The following is a 14,858-nucleotide window of genomic DNA, read 5'->3' as shown; positions in this document are numbered from 1 at the left end:
TCCGGCGTATGACGATCCTCGGTATCGGCTTGGACTTGGTGACCATCTCCGAGTTCGCCGAACAGCTCGAACGTGCCGGAACCACGATGCTCCGCGAGAGTTTCACGGCAGGAGAGCGGCGCTACTGTCAGAGCAAGGGGACCGACCCGGCACGCAGTTACGCGGTGCGGTGGGCGGCGAAGGAGGCGGTGATCAAGGCATGGGCCTCGTCGCGCTTCGCCCGTCGCCCACAGATCGGGGACAACCCGTATCCGCTCATCGAAGTGGTCAACGACGCGTGGGGTAGGCCGAGCATCAAGCTGCACGGCTTGGCCGCCGAGTTCCTGCCCCGCGCTCGGGTGCACCTGTCGCTCACCCACGACGGCGACACCGCTGCCGCGATGGTGGTGCTGGAAGATCCTGGTGAGTTAGCCGACCTCATCGCGGGTCGCGAAGGGCAGGACTGACCTGATTCTCGGCGCGTGCGCGGCGGTTGCCGTGCACGCGCCGAGTATTGTCATGACCTCGACGGATATCCAAGATTTGTAATCAGCAACAAAGAGCATCAGCAAACTTGAGCTACGATTCCATAGTCTTCAGTCATTCTGCCGGGCGATCCTGGTTTCAGGGCAACGTGGCCTAGTCGTGCGTTTAGAGAATTAGACAAACATCGGTGTTCCACGCCGAGTGCGGCAAGGTTGCGCCCACCCCCGACCGAACGATCGAGGAGTTGGCCGATGACCGGATGGAATCGCATCGAACGTGGCACCGGGCGCCCGCTGGTGCTGCTGCACGGCGGCGGTGCGTCGGCGAGCTGCTGGCTGCCGGTGCTCGACCAGTTGAGCGTCGATCGGCGCGTCCTTGCCCTCGATTTTCCCGGGCACGGAGAAACCCCCGCGCCCGGACCGGACGTCGAAGTCGATCTCCCTTGGCTCACCGATGAACTCGGCACCGAATTGCGTCGCCTCGGCATCAACGGCCCGGTGGATCTGGTCGGCAACTCCCTGGGTGGGCTCGTCGCCTTGGAGGCCGCGAAGCGCGGGCTCGCGAGCTCCGTCGTCGCTCTCTCGCCAGCGGGGTTGTGGCGCAACGGAATGCCGTTGCGGCTGCAGTTGATATTCCGGACCGGACTACTCGGCGCACGGCTCACCAGGACCAGGGCTGGCGCCCTGCTCGGCCGAAAGATGATGCGCGCGTTGACCTTGTGGCCGGTGGTTGCCAAGCCGCAACAGCTGAGCCCGGCCGAGGCGATCGATCTAGCGCGCGATCTCGATCGATCCGGTCCGACCCTGCGGCGCGCGCTTCAGGTGGCAAAGTCCATGAGTTTCCAAGGCGGGCAAGCGATCACCGTGCCGGTGACCGTCGCGTTCGGCGCCCTCGACCGGATGGTCCCGCCGCGCAGCAAGCACTACCCGGAACTGCCGACACTCGCCAGGAAAATCATCCTGCCCGGGTGCGGCCACCTGCCCATGTGGGACGCCCCGCAGCTGATCGTCGACACGATCCGGGACGGGATCTCCCCGGCCCACCCGGTGCGGCAGTCGGCCGTCTGACCTCAGCGCTGACTGGCCGAGCGCGATTCCTTCTCGGCGACCAGCAGATACGCGACCATCAGTCGCTTGAGTTCGGAGACCGCCTCGGCATTGCTCTGCTCGTCCTGCACCGAGAAGTTCAGCATCGAATACACGACGTGCACCAGCACCTCGGCCATCATGGTGCGCCGCGCCCGCGGGGTGCGCGGGGTCAGCGGCCGTAGCATCTGCGCGACGACCTCGGCGAATTCCTTCTCGTGGATGGCGCCGGTCGCGCGGGTCGACGGGGTGGACTGCATGGCGAGCCACACCTCGCGCCGCGACGGGTCGGTCATCCAGAGGTTCGCCATGTGATCGACGAACTGATTCATGTGCCGCAACCAGTCCAGCGAAGGGATCTCGCCGTGGAAGTCGGCGAGCTCGCGCGAAACGGCAACGAGGTCTTGTCGATTCAGCTCGCAGACGATGACATATTTGTTGGCGAAGAATTGATAGAGCGTGCCGATGGGAACCTCGGCGCGCGCCGCCACCTCTTCACAGGTGAACGATTCGAACCCGACTTCGACGAGAAGTTCCCTTGACGCCTGTAAAAGCGCATCGAACTTCCGTTTGCTGCGTTCCTGCGTCGGCCGTCGCCGCGGCATGAGCTCCTGTGGGTCGTCCTGCAGCTCCAACGCAGGGTCCAGCCGCTGTTTCCTGGGCTCCGCGCGTAGTTCCACATATCCAGGCTAACGGTATGGATACGCAGGCGACACGCGCACGGCATCTGCGTGTTCCGCTTCTGTCCGATTTCACTACCCATCCGGATCGAATATGGCACCGAACACATACCGAGCGCGCGTGGCTTCGGACGCGCGAAAGGACCAGGAAGGCGCGATCAGTGGTAGCTCGATCAGTGGTAACTCTCGGCGTCTCCACCGAACGTGGCGCCGTGCACGCGGTAGCTTTCGCCGATACCGGCGCGAGGCTACCCGAGCGCGTGCTGCTGCATCGGGTGCAGCAGACGCACGGTGACACCAAGGCCGATGTGGCGGAAGCGGTCGAGACGGTGATGGATGAACTCGCCGCCGAGCTCGGCCCCGACCACGAGATCGCGGGTGCGGCGGTCACCTACCGGGACGCCGCCGAGCGCCGCGCGATCGTCACCCGCTTGGCGTCCGGACGGTGGCACACCGCCTCGCTCGTCTCGCCTAAGACCGCGCACCTCAGCGTGGCAGGCGTGATGAGCTGGCTCGACGAATTCGACGATCTGCTGATCTGCGAGATCGTGCCCGGCTATCAGTCATTCACGCTGATCGACCGTGGCCGTCGCCGGATCCTCGCCTCGCTCAGCCAGGCGGGCGGCGCGACCGCGGAGTCGCTCGGTGCCGCAGTGACGGCGGCATGGGACCAGTTCGAGGCCGCGGCGGTCCGGCCGGACGCCGTGGTGTTGATCGGGTCGGCCGCGAACAAACCCGCGGTGATCGCGGCCGTCGACGGCTTCGGCGCGCCGGTGATCCCCAGCAAGACCGCGGCCGCCGGTGCGGCGGCCGGTGCCGCGCTGTATGCCATGGCCGATGTGGCCGGGGTCGGTGATCCCGAGGAGCGGGTGCGGCGCGTGCGAGGTGGCACCGCGGTTTTCGCGGCGGCCAGCGTGCTCGCGGGTGGCTTGGTCGTCGGTGGCGTCTACGTGGCCGGTGGTTCGGCGCGGGTACCCGGCGCCGTCGTCAGGGACGCCCACGTGACCGCTGACGCCAAGGTGGTCCGCAGCGAGACCGGTGGCGCGGGCAAGCCGGGTGAGGGACGCAACGGCGCCGATGGTGCGGTCTCGGACCGTAGGGCCCCGATCCACGGGCCCACTGTGCCGGATCTGACCATCGTCACCATCGACGATCCGCTCGACGTCGGGCCGCAGTACACGGCCCAGCGGTGGGGCATCGGCCCGCAGGAGCAGCCGGAGTCGCTGGTGCCCGCCGAGCCTGCGCGGGACGCCGAGACGAACGCGGCGGCGCCACTGTTTTCCGGCTCCGGTCTTCCTGCGCCGACCACCAAGGTCGGCGCGCCGAACGGGTCGTTGCTGTTCCCCGGCGAGAAGCCGCCGCCGGAAGCGTTCACCCCGGAGTCGTACACCTGGTGGGACAACCACTTCCGGATGATGGTGCAGTGGGCGGCCCAGCAGCTGATGCCCACATAACGCATACGGACAACCACGAGGCCCGTCACCCCCCTTCGGTGCCGGGCCTCGTGGCCGTTCAGTGGGTTGTCTTGCGCCGGTACAGCACTCCGGCTGCGAGATAACCCACTGCGGCAATGCCCGCGCACCAGAGCACGGCAAGCAACGCGCTGTTGCCGATCGGGGTGCCCATGAGCAGCCCGCGCAACGTCTCGATCACCGGAGTCACCGGCTGGTTCTCGGCGAACCAGTGCAGCGCGGCAGGCATCGAATGCGGCGGCACGAAGGCGCTGCTCACATACGGCAGGAACATGAAGACAAAGGTGACGGCGTTCGCGGCCTCCGGATTCTTCGCCAGCAACCCGAGCGCGGCCGCCAGCCAGGACAGCGCGAGCACGAACAGCGCGATGACGCCATAGGCGGCCAGCCAGCGCAGTGGGTCGCCGGTCGGTCGGAAGCCCGCCACGAGCGCAACCAGGATCACCAAGGTGGTGGTGATCAGATTGCGCAGCAGGCTTTCGGCCACATGCCCGGTCAGCACCGACGAGCGCGCCACCGCCATGGTGCGGAAGCGATCGATGATGCCGTTGGACAGATCGGTGGACAGGCTGACCGCCGTTGTCGCCGAACCGAATCCGGCACACAGCAGGATGATGCCGGGCACGACGTAGTCGATGTATTCGCCGTCGACGTTCATCGCGCCGCCGAACACGTAGGTGAACATCAGCAGGATCATGATCGGCAGCGCGATGGTCATGATCACCGTGTCCGGGCTGCGCAGGGTGTGCCGCAGGTTGCGGCTCAACATGGTGGCCGAGTCCTGCGCGGAACGGGTCAGCGCGGCACGCGGATCGACGGCCTGCTTGGTGGAAATCGTCACTGTGCCGCTACTTTCTCGGTGGTGGGGTGCCCGGTGAGCGCGAAGAACACGTCATCGAGGTCGGGGGTGTGGATGGCGAGGTCGTCGATCGCGATCGCCTGGTCCTCGAACCGGTCCAGCAGGTGTTTGACGGTGCCGACGCTGCCGTCCGACGGGATCTGCAGCAGCAGCTGCTCGACGTCGATCGTGGCATCGGGCACCGCCTGCGCGGCGGCGGCCAGGCCGTGCCGATCGGCGAACTGCAGTTGGATATGACCGCCAGGAGCGAGCCGTTTCAGGTCCTCCGGCGTGCCGTCTGCGACGATCTTTCCGTTGTGTAGCACCGCGATTCGATCGGCGAGCTGGTCGGCTTCCTCGAGATACTGGGTGGTGAGGAAGATCGTCACGCCGTCCGCGACCAGGTGCCGGATCACCTGCCACAGCTCGCGGCGGCTGCGCGGGTCGAGGCCGGTGGTCGGTTCGTCGAGGAAGATGATCCTCGGGTCGCCCATCAGGCTCATGGCCAGGTCGAGGCGGCGGCGCATGCCGCCGGAGTAGGTCGCGACGCGGGCAGCCGCGGCGTCGGTGAGGTCGAATTGTGCCAGGAGACTGGCGGTTCGGCCGTCGGCCTCCGGCTTGGGCAGGTGCAGGAGCCGTCCCATCAGCCGGAGGTTCTCGGCGCCGGTCAGCACGTCGTCGACCGCCGAGTACTGGCCGGTGACCCCGATGAGGCGGCGGACGGCGTCGGCTTCGTGCGCCAGATCGTGCCCGGCGATGCGGATCTCGCCGCTGTCCGCGCTGGTCAGGGTGGCGAGGATGCGCACGATCGTGGTCTTGCCCGCGCCGTTCGGACCGAGCAACGAGAAGACCGTTCCCGGTGCGACCTCGAGGTCTACGCCGGCCAGCACGGTCTTGTCGCCGAAGGCTTTGGTCAGCCCGCTGATGCTGACGGCGGAGTTGGATGGGAGTGTCATGGTGTCCTCGGTTAGAAACTGTGTATGTCTTAAACTTGGTTTATATAGTACGCAGTTTTTGCCGGGAGGGAAGAGGCATCGAGAGGAAGGGGCGACGCGATGGAAACGCCGGACGCCGAGGGACCGCTGGCCAAGGCTTTCGCGCTGATGTGGGGTCTGGACGAACCGGGGACGCGCGGACCGAAGCGCGGGCTGAGTCTGGATCAGGTGATCGACGCGGCGATCGAAGTGGCCGATGCCGAAGGGGCAGGGGCACTCTCGATGAGCCGGGTCGCCAAACATCTCGGCTTCACCACCATGTCGCTCTACCGATACGTGGACAGCAAGGACACGTTGCTGGTGCTGGTGTCGGATCGCGCGATCGGCCTGCCGCCCGAACTGCCGGTCGGCGGCGAGTGGCGGGCCGGGATCGAGGCGTGGGCGTGGGCGGTCTCCGAGTCGATCCGACGACACCCGTGGTTCCTCGACCTACCGCTGTCCACGCCGCCGATGGGGCCGTGCAACATGGCGTGGCTCGATCGGGGTCTCGCCATGTTCGCCGACACGCCGGTGCCGGAACCGATCAAACTGCAACTGGTGCTGAACGTTTCGCTCTACATGATCGGCCGCATGCGGGTGGGCAGCGAGATGTCCGACGACGACGACAACGACGAGTACCCGGCGATGTTGAGCCGAGTGCTCGACCCGCAGCGCTTCCCAGCGTTGACGCGGGCCCTCAACGCGCAGGCCTTCGATGAAGCCTTCGAAGAGGACATCAAAGAATGGGACGCCGACCTCCGCTTCGGCCTCGACCGCCTACTCGACGGCTACGAGACCTTCATCCGCTCCTTCGACCAACGGTCCTAGAGTGACTGATCTAGGCGCGGTTCGGCGACATGGTCGATGGTTGGCCCGTCGAGAAAAGTGAACCGCGCTCGTCGATGCACCGACAGCGAGCGCGGTCTCACCCTCCGATGGTTACCAGGTTCCGCAGAGTTCCGGGCTCGGCGCAAACCCGGTAGTCAGGTTGTGCAACAAGCAAAGCAGCCCCTTCGTGGAACTGCCCGTCCCCTGCTCGCTGCTGCCCGTTCCTCGCTCGCCGACCCCAACGGCGGTGTCGGCCATCGCGATCGGTGCGCCCACTGTCGGCAGCACACAGCCACCAGCCACCAGCACACCCGCCATCGCTCGTCGAATACGCATAATCCCTGTCCTTTTCGATCCTCAGATCCCGACCGAGAACAGTCAACGACGACGACACCATCCAAACCAGACAGATATTGCAACGCCCCCGATCCCGTGGGCCCACCAAGCAGCCCTTCACCCCGAAGCCATATCCCCAGTGGGACAACCGCTTCCGGTTGACGCCACCACCAGCGGCACGGTATCGGCACCCAAGCCCCGTCGCCTCGGGACCAAGGGTGGATTCGGGCCGAGGGGGCACTGGTGGCGGGGGCTTCTCGGGCGATGCCGCCATCAGTGCCCGGTGATCAGCTGACCAGCTCCAGTGGAGGCGGATCGCGACTACACCGACAGGTCGCGGCGGAGTTTGGCTACGTGGCCGGTGGCTCGGACGTTGTATTGGGCCACCTCGATCTTGCCGTTTTCGTCGACGAGGAAGGTGGAGCGGATGACGCCGGTGACGGTTTTGCCGTACATGGTTTTCTCGCCGAACGCGCCCCATGCGGTGAGCACGGCCCGATCCGGGTCCGAGAGCAGCGGGAAGGTCAGCTGCTCCGCATCGCGGAACTTGGCCAGCTTCGCGGGCTTGTCCGGCGAGATGCCGAGCACGTCGATCCCCGCACCGTCGAGCTCGGCGAGGTTGTCGCGGAAGTCGCAGGCCTGTTTGGTGCAGCCAGGGGTGCTCGCGGCGGGGTAGAAGTAAACGATCACCTTGCGGCCGCGGTAGTCGGCGAGCGAAACGTCCTTGCCGTCGGCGTCCGGGAGCGTGAAATCGGGGGCGGTGTCACCCGGGGAGAGTCGTGGGGTATCGGTCACGTCCTGCACGGTAACCGAAGCCTCGGACATGGTGCGCACGGACGGAACGACACTGTGCGGACCGACAGGCAGGCCTGGAATCCGGCGCCGGATCACTGTGCGGACGGACAGCTCGCCGGAGTACCTCGGGCGGACCGATAGACTCGTCCGGGAGCTGAGGGTGACCGTGCGAAGGCCGAGGACGCACCGCGATTCGAGCCCTGGGCGCGGCACATCAAACACAGGAGGCCTGAACGTGGCAAGGGATACCGAGCGGATCGAGCAGGAGATCGAGGCCGCGCGCACACAGCTGGCGAGCACGCTCGACGAACTCGCGGTGCGCGCCGATCCGCAGCGGATTGCGAGCGACAGCAAGCAGATCGTGCTGCGCAAGCTCAACGAGCCGAAGGTGAAGTACAGCCTGATCGGCGCGGCCGCGCTGGTGTTCGGGCTGATCCTGCTCAAGATCTTCCGCTGAGCTAGCGCACACAGCAGAACACCCGGTGTGTGCTCACACCGGGTGTTCTGTTTTTACGGCGGTCAGACCGTGGGGCAGGCGAACCCGTCGCCGTCTGGGTCCAGGTGCGGGCCGTAGCCCGGTTCCCCCCGAAAAAGCGGTGCCCGTCCGGCACGCCTGGCGTCGTCACAGTTGGCGAAGGCGCCGCCTGCCGAACCGGTCTGGGTGAGACCGGCCGATCCGGTTGCGGCCGAGCCGGTGTCGACGGCGGACGAGCCGGTTCCTGCGGAACCTGAGGGCTGGGCCAGCGCGGCCGGCGCCGCTAGGAGGGTCAGTCCCGCGACGGCAAAGCTGAGGGTGAGCCGGCGAACGTTCATGTATTCCTCTAGATAGTTGCTGCGGTGGATAGGCGTCCGACCGGACGCCGCATCCACTGTTGTGACGGCTCGCCCTCTTGTCAACTGCGTCACCCGAGAACTAGGGCATTAGGGGATCGGTGTCTGGCGGCGATTCATTCGCCCAATCGGTGGCCCGCCAGGTGCTCGGCCGGGATGTTTCCCATCCGTCCTGCCTGGTAGTCGTCCATTGCCTGAATTATTTCGGCGCGCGTGTTCATCACGAACGGACCATATTGGACAACGGGTTCCCGGATCGGCTGCCCGCCGAGCAACAACATTTCCAGATCACCGGTCCGATTATGTTGCAGCGCATCGGCGCTCATGGTGAGCGCGTCGCCGGGTCCGAAGACCGCCAGCTGTCCCTCGCGCACCGGCCGACGATCGACGCCGACCGTGCCGGAACCGGACAGCACGTACGCCATTGCCGTGAAATGTTGCGGCCATGGGGTTTCCAGCTGCCCGCCCGGGCTGATCGACGCGTGCGCGTAGGCGATCGGCGTATGGGTGGAGCCCGGTCCGTCGAAGCCGCCGACCGAACCCGCGATCAGGCGAACCAGTGCGCCGCCGTCGTGCGAGCTGACCAGCGTCAGTTCCGAACCGCGCAAGTCCTGGTACTGCGGAGTGGCGAATTTCTGTGCGCGCGGCAGATTTACCCACAGTTGGATGCCGTGGAACCAGCCGCCGGTCATGACCAATTGCTCGGCGGGCAGCTCGTCGTGCAGGATGCCGGAACCCGCGGTCATCCACTGGGTGTCGCCCTCGCTGATCACGCCGCCGCCGCCGTTGGAGTCGTGGTGCACGAGAGTTCCGTCCAGCACGTAGGTGACGGTTTCGAATCCCCGATGCGGGTGCCACGGTGCGCCTTTGGCTTCGTGCGGCTCGTAGGCGACCGGGCCCATCTGGTCGAGCAGGATGAAGGGATCGGCGGTGCGCAGGTCCAGGCTCGGGAACGGCCTGCGCACTTCGAAGCCCGCGCCTTCGCGCTGTTTCGGCGCGTTGACGACGGTGTGGACCGTGCGGTTGCGCATGGCCTCGGTGGGCTTGGGCAGGCGCGGCAGGACCATGATGTCGGGGACGGTGATGGCGGGCATCGTGACCTCCTGGGGAGGGGAGTTGGTGTCCATGTCAACCAAAGGCGGTTAGACTTCATTCCCATGGAGTGGCTGAGTGACGAGGAGCAGGCGACCTGGCTGGCCTACGTGCGGATGCGGCAGCGATTGGACGCGGCGCTCGCGGCCGGATTGACGAGCGACGGGTTGTCGGCGGCGGACTACGAACTGATGGTCGCATTGTCGGCGGCGCCAGGGGATTGTTTGCGGGCGAAGGACCTGGCCGCCGAGGTGTGCTGGGAGAAGAGCCGGTTGTCCAAGCATCTGGCCAGGATGGACGCGCGCGGGCTGGTCGATCGGCAGCCGGTCGCCGAGGACGCGCGCGGCGTGCTGGTCCAGTTGACCGCGGCGGGCCGTAGTCTGCTCGAACGGGCCGCGCCCAATCACGTGCAGTTGGTGCGCGAGGTGTTCATCGATCGCGTCACTCCCGCCGAGGCGCGCGCGATGCGGGCGTTGTCCGACAAAGTCGTTGCCGCGGTGGAGAACTCGACCCGTGCCGCGATCGATGTCTGATAATGATCGGCGGACTGATGAGCCGCGTCGATGGCCTCCACCGGGTCTCGTTGATCTAGAGGGTGCCCGTGGCTCCCGCGCCTGCGTCGATCAGCGGCGGCGGAAGAGGCGCTGAAACCAGCCGGGGCTCTTGGCTGCTTTCGCCACCTTCGGCGTATCTGCCTGCGTGGCAGGACGTTTCGGCTGCCTCGCCGCCCGCCACTGCGCGACGATCTCGTCCGCGTCCACCGGAGCGACCGGCACGTACGGCCCGTGCGGTAGCCGCAACCACTCGACCACCCGCTTGTTGAGCTCGCGCACTTCGTCCCGCACCAACCGCTCCGAACTCAACCCGCGCACGGTCTCCGGCAGCCGCTCGATATCGCGCCGCAACACCAGCGACGGAGGGAGCAGCGCCGCTGCGTTCGCCCCTTCTTTACGGAGGTAGCCCGTCAGCCACCAATTCTCGTCGTCGTTCCCGACGGGAATTGGTTTACCGGCACCGGGCAGATTCTCGAATTCCCCGCGCTCGGTCGCCTCGCGGATCTGCGCGTCGATCCACGATTCGAAGGACTGCCTCGGTGGTTTGCGCTCGGTCATCGCGTCATCCTCGACGGCGGGTGCATGCCACCATGCTACCGATCGCGCCGACGCAGTAGCTGGTGCGCTACAACGGTTTCGGCCTCACAACCACGGTGTGATCGGCGGCTTCACCCACATCAACTTCTCGTCGACGTGCTTGCGCCCGGCCGAGGGGTGGTCGGGGTTTCGCGCGGCCCACTCGTCTTTCTCGGCGAGCAGCTCCGCGACCGTCTGCCAGGTTTCCTCGGTGCTCGGCGGATTCGTTTCGGCTGCTCTGGCGAGCTTGCGCCGGGTCGTCACCGGCATCGCCAGCAGCTCGGGTCCGGTGATGCCCAGGTGCCAGATATAGCTCGCGAGACGCTTGGCCTTCTCGGCGCGGCTCTTGGCCGCCGTGTCGCTGTGTGCGTAATCGGTCATCGCGGGAGTCCAAAGGGTCGGATGGTGAACGACCCTAGGGGAAGGCCGCCGGCGAAGCCAGCGGGGGTTGGACTCAGTACGCGCTGTTGACGTTGTCCATCGAGCCGTAGTTGTGCGCGGCGTAGTTGCAGGCGGCGACGATGTTGGCGACCGGGTCGTAGATGTCCCAGGAGGTGCCTTCGACGTGGTACGAGCGGAAGGTCGGGTCGATCACCTGGAGCAGGCCCTTGGACGGGATGCCTTTGGCGGCGTTGGAGTCCCACAGGTTGATGGCCTGCGGGTTGCCCGTGGACTCGCGCATCACGTTGCGGCGGATGCCCTCGTAGCTGCCGGGGATGTTGTTGGCCTGCATGACGTCGAGGGCTTGGCGGATCCAGCCGTCGAGGTTGTTCGGGTAGACCGGGGCAGGCATCGGCGCCGGGATCGGCTCGGGTGCCGGGATCGGCTCGGGCACGGGGACCGTCAGCGGCGCGGGGACGACCAGTGGCGCAGGCATCGGCGCGGGCAGGGCCGCGGCGACGGGAGCGGCGGCCGGGTCCTGCTCGGCGACCATGGCGATGCGAAACGAGACGCCGTCGTCGGCGACGGACACCGCGGAGGAGGCCGCTACGGCCACGACGCCTGCGGCGGCGATCGCGATCGTCACGCCCTCGCGGAGCGACGTGCGGCGGAGAGAAGAAAAGCGTCTGTCAGGCATTGCGTAATCAGTTCCTTGCTCGGGGACAGGGCGATCCGGGCGTGCGCAGGCAGCACGGATCCAGGACGGGCGTGGTGTGCGCTCGCCGGACGGGTCGATATGCAGTTGTGGGTTTTGTTGTGGGGGACGGGCTGGTCCCCTCGACGGGGACGGGCTCGTCCCCTGGACGCGACGCGCTAGGGCTGCGGTGCCGGGGCGCTCACTGCGAGCCCGGCCGCGATGTCGCGGAACTCCGCATCCTCAATGCGGAGAGACTGGGAAAGTTGGGGTTCGCGGGTCCGTTGCCGGATCCCGCTCCGCCGACCGCGGCGGGCATTGGGCCTACCATTGCGGTCGTTTTCCGAATGCGTGTGAACAACTCCTCGGTGTAACCAAACTCCAGGTCGCTTTATGACCTGATCGCAGAATGGTCACAATAAGTTAACGCACGGTAAACGGAGACTGAACGAATGGTGCTACCGATCTTGGAGTTACCCCCGGGTAGATGCCGATTCGTTACCTGTGCAGGGAGTTTGCCGCTAAACCGAACGTGCGATACGTCACAGAAATTTCCGGCTAACGCCACGGATCTCGCGTGTGACGGTGGGGTGTTGGTCTGGATTGGGAGCCATGATGCAGCCCGATCACGGGCTGGACATGCCGAGTGGTGCCGACGGGCAGGCGCTCGGCTCGCTGTCCGCCGTTCGGCGGATAGTTCGCCACAGACCCCGTTGTCATACTCGAGATGATTTGGCTTCGAATTCAGCTGTGGGGTGTGAATTGGCAGCCGGATGACGAAGCGCAGCCTTCAACGGCGCAGCCTGCGTTGGGCGCGGCCTCTCAGTGTTGAGGGGTCGCGTCGGCGGTGGCGTCGCTGTGTCAGTGACCGGCTGTCGACGCGTCGGGATCGCCGAATGGCAGTGGACAGTTGGGGATTTCGCTACAGGTGAGCAGGTCGTCGCATCCGGCGGCCAGTGCCGCGCGCAAAGCGTCGCGCACCGTGCTCAGTTCGGCGATCTTGGCGTCGACCTCGGCGAGCTTCGCGCCCGCTCGCGCGTGCAGGCCGTCGTGGTCACTGCGAAAGTTGTTGTCCGCAAGCAGTTTTGCGACCTCATCGAGAGTGAAACCGAGGCGTTGTGCCGCCTTGATGATCCGCAGGGTGGTCACCGTCTCCGCCGGGTAGAGCCGGTGCCCGCCCAGTGACCGGCCGGGATCGCGCAACAGGCCGCGTCGCTCGTAGTACCGCAATGTCTGCACGTTCACCCCGGCGGCTGCGGCGACCTCGCCGGTCCGCAGTTCTGCGCTCATCGTGAATCTCTTTGTCCGACTGCGTTTTGTACCCGATCCTGGATTGCGTCGAGGACGTCGACACGAGTCGGCGGAACCTCGATGCGCAGGACAGGGCCTGCGGCGTCGAGGTCGAAGTCGAACGTGAAGAAGGAACAGCACGCGACTTCACGCTGCGCTAGATCCTTGCCGGGTGCTATCGCGTCGACGGGGATGTGGAGCTCGAGCCGGGTGCGTTCCGGTCGGGTCGACCGAAGAACGTACGTGGCGAAGAACCTGTCGAATTCGGCCACGCGCAGCGGCTGCGCCGCGGTGGGCAAGGTGCAGGCATCCGGAACCCAGCTCCCTGACGTGCTGTGGATCGTCATATCCCCACGGTAAGCCTGTACCCGGGTACCGATTGCAAGCCTTGAAGGGGCTTTTGCCCCTTCGGTCGTCACAGGTTCTCGGCCGTGCGGGTCGAAGCGCGCGGCTCGGATAGGACAAAAGTCTAAAGCGAAAGCCTTAGGCAAATGTCTTGCGCAAGCGCCCAAATCTTGCTTACAGTTGAATCTGCGGACGCGTGACGTCCGCGCCGACCGAGGGAGGGCCGTGATGACGATCGTGATTGCCGGAGCCGCAGGAAAACTCGGCCGCCTGGTGGTCGAGGAGCTGTTGCGGCGCGCGCCGGATCACCGACTGCGTGCGCTCGTCCGCAACCCCGAAAAGGTCGCCGACCTCGCGGCCCGCGGCGTCGAGGTCCATGTCGCCGACTATCACGACCCCGCCTCCCTGCGCGGCGCGTTCCATCGCGGCGATCGTGTCCTGCTCATCTCCACCAGTTCGATGACCGGCATCGTCGATCAGCATCGCGCCGTGATCGCCGCGGCCGCCGCGGCCGAGGTGGCGCTGCTCGCCTACACCAGCATCCTCGGCGGCCCCGCCGCGACCTTCGACATCGCCGACCCGCACAACGACACCGAGCAGCTGGTCACCGCCGCACCCGTCCCCTACGCATTGCTTCGAAACGGTTGGTACAACGAGAATTACACCGGCCACCTCGATTGGACATTGGCGGCCGACTCCGTCTTCGGCGCCGCGGGTGCGGGCAGGGTGGCCACCGCCGCCCGCGCCGACTACGCCGAGGCTGCGGCCATTGTGCTCACCACCGAGGGCAACGAGGGCATGACCTACGAACTGTCCGGCGACACGGCGTGGACCATGCCCGATTACGCCGCCGAGGTCTCCCGCCGAACCGGCCGTCGCATCGCCTACACCGATCTCTCTGTCGCCGACTACACCAGGCTCATGGTCGACGCAGGTGTCCCGCCGGCCGAGGCGGCCGCGGTAGCCGACGCCGACGCCGCCATCGCCCGCGGCCAACTATCCACCGTCACAGGCGAATTGAGCCGTTTGATCGGCCATCCGACCACTCCGATCGCGGATTCCATTGCCGCCGAATGGGAAACGTTGACCGATCGACAGAAGTCGAGCACCTGATTCGCGCTCAGCGCAAAGATTCCGGTGACCAGCAACGCGACGACCCCGGCCACCTCCAGCGCGATACACGCATAGTGCGCAGGCGACCGCGGTGAATCCTGCCCGGCAAGCACGCAGCTCCGGCGCTCACGGGGGACCTCTCGACGGTCGTGGTGGGTGGGTGGCGATCTGCAGGGAGACTATTCGAAGTGTGTGTTAGCGCACTAGGAACGCCTGCGGGCCGATCGATCGGTGAGACATCTCGGTAACTCCGGAGTCTGCCGCGCTGGTCCGGAGCTCGGGCCGAGCGGCCCGCACGCCGAGGTTCGGTGAGACGCCGTGCCGAGTCGATGCGGGCCGTTGACAACGATCCGGGCCTTAAGTGATGATTTCTGCAGCGCCACAGCTGCGCCTTCACCCGCTGAGTTGCTGTGAAACCTCCACTCTCCCAGTCACTTCGGCGATATCGACCTCGAAGCTCCGATCCGGCAACGGACTCGGAGCTTCGCTCTTTCCTGCCCATCTTCTCG

Annotated in this window: 19 protein-coding genes; 7 read left to right on the top strand and 12 right to left on the bottom strand. The window is 66.3% G+C overall.

From position 1 onward, the window contains the following. The first annotated feature begins 8 nt into the window (after positions 1–8). Both ACGFNJ_RS14145 and ACGFNJ_RS14140 read left to right on the top strand, forming a co-directional pair. Positions 9–446, top strand: a complete 438-nt coding sequence (locus ACGFNJ_RS14145; RefSeq protein WP_069159786.1) for a holo-ACP synthase — start codon at positions 9–11, stop codon at positions 444–446. 270 nt (positions 447–716) lie between these two features. Then, positions 717–1,532, top strand: coding sequence for an alpha/beta fold hydrolase (locus tag ACGFNJ_RS14140; RefSeq protein WP_393447143.1), 816 nt, complete (start codon positions 717–719; stop codon positions 1,530–1,532). A gap of 2 nt (positions 1,533–1,534) precedes the next feature. Here the strand turns inward: ACGFNJ_RS14140 and ACGFNJ_RS14135 are convergent, their stop codons facing one another. Further along, a complete protein-coding gene (locus tag ACGFNJ_RS14135) occupies positions 1,535–2,155 on the bottom strand; it encodes a TetR/AcrR family transcriptional regulator (RefSeq protein WP_226887505.1) in 621 nt (206 codons plus the stop codon). Between the two features lie 236 nt (positions 2,156–2,391). On the opposite strand from ACGFNJ_RS14135, the gene ACGFNJ_RS14130 reads away from it, so the two are divergent. After that, a complete protein-coding gene (locus ACGFNJ_RS14130; protein WP_393447141.1) occupies positions 2,392–3,684 on the top strand; it encodes a hypothetical protein in 1,293 nt (430 codons plus the stop codon). Between the two features lie 58 nt (positions 3,685–3,742). Here the strand turns inward: ACGFNJ_RS14130 and ACGFNJ_RS14125 are convergent, their stop codons facing one another. Together ACGFNJ_RS14125 and ACGFNJ_RS14120 are read right to left on the bottom strand one after the other, a co-directional pair. After that, positions 3,743–4,471: an ABC transporter permease gene (locus ACGFNJ_RS14125; RefSeq protein ID WP_393447840.1), complete on the bottom strand. Its 729-nt coding sequence runs from the start codon at positions 4,469–4,471 to the stop codon at positions 3,743–3,745. Between the two features lie 68 nt (positions 4,472–4,539). After that, positions 4,540–5,496, bottom strand: coding sequence for an ABC transporter ATP-binding protein (locus ACGFNJ_RS14120; RefSeq protein ID WP_393447139.1), 957 nt, complete (start codon positions 5,494–5,496; stop codon positions 4,540–4,542). Positions 5,497–5,595: 99 nt separating this feature from the next. Here ACGFNJ_RS14120 and ACGFNJ_RS14115 point away from each other — a divergent pair, with 99 nt between their 5' ends. Continuing rightward, positions 5,596–6,342 carry a TetR/AcrR family transcriptional regulator gene (locus ACGFNJ_RS14115; protein ID WP_393447137.1) on the top strand — a complete coding sequence of 249 codons (747 nt, stop codon included), beginning with the start codon at positions 5,596–5,598 and terminating at the stop codon, positions 6,340–6,342. A gap of 111 nt (positions 6,343–6,453) precedes the next feature. Here ACGFNJ_RS14115 and ACGFNJ_RS14110 read toward each other — a convergent pair whose 3' ends face one another. Beyond that, positions 6,454–6,678 carry a hypothetical protein gene (locus tag ACGFNJ_RS14110; protein ID WP_393447135.1) on the bottom strand — a complete coding sequence of 75 codons (225 nt, stop codon included), beginning with the start codon at positions 6,676–6,678 and terminating at the stop codon, positions 6,454–6,456. 321 nt (positions 6,679–6,999) lie between these two features. Beyond that, positions 7,000–7,473, bottom strand: a complete 474-nt coding sequence (gene bcp, locus ACGFNJ_RS14105; protein WP_393447133.1) for a thioredoxin-dependent thiol peroxidase — start codon at positions 7,471–7,473, stop codon at positions 7,000–7,002. Positions 7,474–7,708: 235 nt separating this feature from the next. Here bcp and ACGFNJ_RS14100 point away from each other — a divergent pair, with 235 nt between their 5' ends. Beyond that, entirely contained in the window at positions 7,709–7,930 is a 222-nt protein-coding gene (locus ACGFNJ_RS14100) for a DUF3618 domain-containing protein (protein WP_069159793.1), read from the top strand. A gap of 62 nt (positions 7,931–7,992) precedes the next feature. On the opposite strand, the gene ACGFNJ_RS14095 is transcribed toward ACGFNJ_RS14100, so the two are convergent. Continuing rightward, the gene (locus ACGFNJ_RS14095) at positions 7,993–8,286 is read right to left on the bottom strand and encodes an excalibur calcium-binding domain-containing protein (RefSeq protein ID WP_393447131.1); all 294 of its coding nucleotides are present in this window, start codon (positions 8,284–8,286) and stop codon (positions 7,993–7,995) included. Between the two features lie 134 nt (positions 8,287–8,420). Next, positions 8,421–9,398 carry a pirin family protein gene (locus ACGFNJ_RS14090; RefSeq protein ID WP_393447129.1) on the bottom strand — a complete coding sequence of 326 codons (978 nt, stop codon included), beginning with the start codon at positions 9,396–9,398 and terminating at the stop codon, positions 8,421–8,423. A gap of 63 nt (positions 9,399–9,461) precedes the next feature. Between ACGFNJ_RS14090 and ACGFNJ_RS14085 the strand changes: the two genes are divergently transcribed. Further along, on the top strand, positions 9,462–9,929 hold the full coding sequence (locus ACGFNJ_RS14085; RefSeq protein ID WP_393447127.1) for a MarR family winged helix-turn-helix transcriptional regulator: 468 nt from the start codon (positions 9,462–9,464) through the stop codon (positions 9,927–9,929). 90 nt (positions 9,930–10,019) lie between these two features. Here ACGFNJ_RS14085 and ACGFNJ_RS14080 read toward each other — a convergent pair whose 3' ends face one another. The 5 genes from ACGFNJ_RS14080 to ACGFNJ_RS14060 form a co-directional block, all read right to left on the bottom strand. Continuing rightward, positions 10,020–10,508 (bottom strand): DUF1992 domain-containing protein, encoded by a 489-nt coding sequence (locus ACGFNJ_RS14080; protein ID WP_393447125.1) that lies wholly within the window; start codon positions 10,506–10,508, stop codon positions 10,020–10,022. Between the two features lie 84 nt (positions 10,509–10,592). After that, positions 10,593–10,907, bottom strand: a complete 315-nt coding sequence (locus ACGFNJ_RS14075) for a hypothetical protein (protein WP_393447123.1) — start codon at positions 10,905–10,907, stop codon at positions 10,593–10,595. Between the two features lie 73 nt (positions 10,908–10,980). After that, positions 10,981–11,604, bottom strand: a complete 624-nt coding sequence (locus ACGFNJ_RS14070) for a transglycosylase SLT domain-containing protein (RefSeq protein WP_393447121.1) — start codon at positions 11,602–11,604, stop codon at positions 10,981–10,983. An 858-nt stretch (positions 11,605–12,462) separates the two neighbouring features. Then, entirely contained in the window at positions 12,463–12,891 is a 429-nt protein-coding gene (locus ACGFNJ_RS14065; RefSeq protein ID WP_393447119.1) for a MerR family transcriptional regulator, read from the bottom strand. Beyond that, the gene (locus ACGFNJ_RS14060) at positions 12,888–13,238 is read right to left on the bottom strand and encodes a hypothetical protein (RefSeq protein ID WP_393447117.1); all 351 of its coding nucleotides are present in this window, start codon (positions 13,236–13,238) and stop codon (positions 12,888–12,890) included. Before ACGFNJ_RS14060 ends, ACGFNJ_RS14065 begins: the two co-directional genes overlap by 4 nt. Positions 13,239–13,464: 226 nt before the next feature. On the opposite strand from ACGFNJ_RS14060, the gene ACGFNJ_RS14055 reads away from it, so the two are divergent. Further along, positions 13,465–14,349 (top strand): NAD(P)H-binding protein, encoded by an 885-nt coding sequence (locus ACGFNJ_RS14055; RefSeq protein WP_393447115.1) that lies wholly within the window; start codon positions 13,465–13,467, stop codon positions 14,347–14,349. The last annotated feature ends 509 nt before the right edge of the window (positions 14,350–14,858 follow it).

This window comes from Nocardia sp. NPDC049149, from assembly GCF_043197455.1.
In the GTDB taxonomy this organism is placed as follows: Bacteria; Actinomycetota; Actinomycetes; order Mycobacteriales; family Mycobacteriaceae; genus Nocardia.
The sequence above is the reverse complement of the archived record's forward strand: the minus strand, read 5'-3'. Positions and strand labels throughout refer to the sequence as shown.

Coding starts and splice junctions, on each gene's coding strand:
- ACGFNJ_RS14110 (WP_393447135.1), bottom strand. CDS start 6,678: ATGCGTATTCGACGAGCGATGGCGGGTGTGCTGGTGGCTGGTGGCTGT.
- ACGFNJ_RS14140 (WP_393447143.1), top strand. CDS start 717: ATGACCGGATGGAATCGCATCGAACGTGGCACCGGGCGCCCGCTGGTG.
- ACGFNJ_RS14125 (WP_393447840.1), bottom strand. CDS start 4,471: ATGTTGAGCCGCAACCTGCGGCACACCCTGCGCAGCCCGGACACGGTG.
- ACGFNJ_RS14120 (WP_393447139.1), bottom strand. CDS start 5,496: ATGACACTCCCATCCAACTCCGCCGTCAGCATCAGCGGGCTGACCAAA.
- ACGFNJ_RS14115 (WP_393447137.1), top strand. CDS start 5,596: ATGGAAACGCCGGACGCCGAGGGACCGCTGGCCAAGGCTTTCGCGCTG.
- ACGFNJ_RS14070 (WP_393447121.1), bottom strand. CDS start 11,604: ATGCCTGACAGACGCTTTTCTTCTCTCCGCCGCACGTCGCTCCGCGAG.
- ACGFNJ_RS14055 (WP_393447115.1), top strand. CDS start 13,465: ATGACGATCGTGATTGCCGGAGCCGCAGGAAAACTCGGCCGCCTGGTG.
- ACGFNJ_RS14095 (WP_393447131.1), bottom strand. CDS start 8,286: ATGAACGTTCGCCGGCTCACCCTCAGCTTTGCCGTCGCGGGACTGACC.
- ACGFNJ_RS14060 (WP_393447117.1), bottom strand. CDS start 13,238: ATGACGATCCACAGCACGTCAGGGAGCTGGGTTCCGGATGCCTGCACC.
- ACGFNJ_RS14085 (WP_393447127.1), top strand. CDS start 9,462: ATGGAGTGGCTGAGTGACGAGGAGCAGGCGACCTGGCTGGCCTACGTG.
- ACGFNJ_RS14145 (WP_069159786.1), top strand. CDS start 9: ATGACGATCCTCGGTATCGGCTTGGACTTGGTGACCATCTCCGAGTTC.
- ACGFNJ_RS14135 (WP_226887505.1), bottom strand. CDS start 2,155: ATGCCGCGGCGACGGCCGACGCAGGAACGCAGCAAACGGAAGTTCGAT.
- ACGFNJ_RS14075 (WP_393447123.1), bottom strand. CDS start 10,907: ATGACCGATTACGCACACAGCGACACGGCGGCCAAGAGCCGCGCCGAG.
- ACGFNJ_RS14090 (WP_393447129.1), bottom strand. CDS start 9,398: ATGCCCGCCATCACCGTCCCCGACATCATGGTCCTGCCGCGCCTGCCC.
- ACGFNJ_RS14065 (WP_393447119.1), bottom strand. CDS start 12,891: ATGAGCGCAGAACTGCGGACCGGCGAGGTCGCCGCAGCCGCCGGGGTG.
- ACGFNJ_RS14080 (WP_393447125.1), bottom strand. CDS start 10,508: ATGACCGAGCGCAAACCACCGAGGCAGTCCTTCGAATCGTGGATCGAC.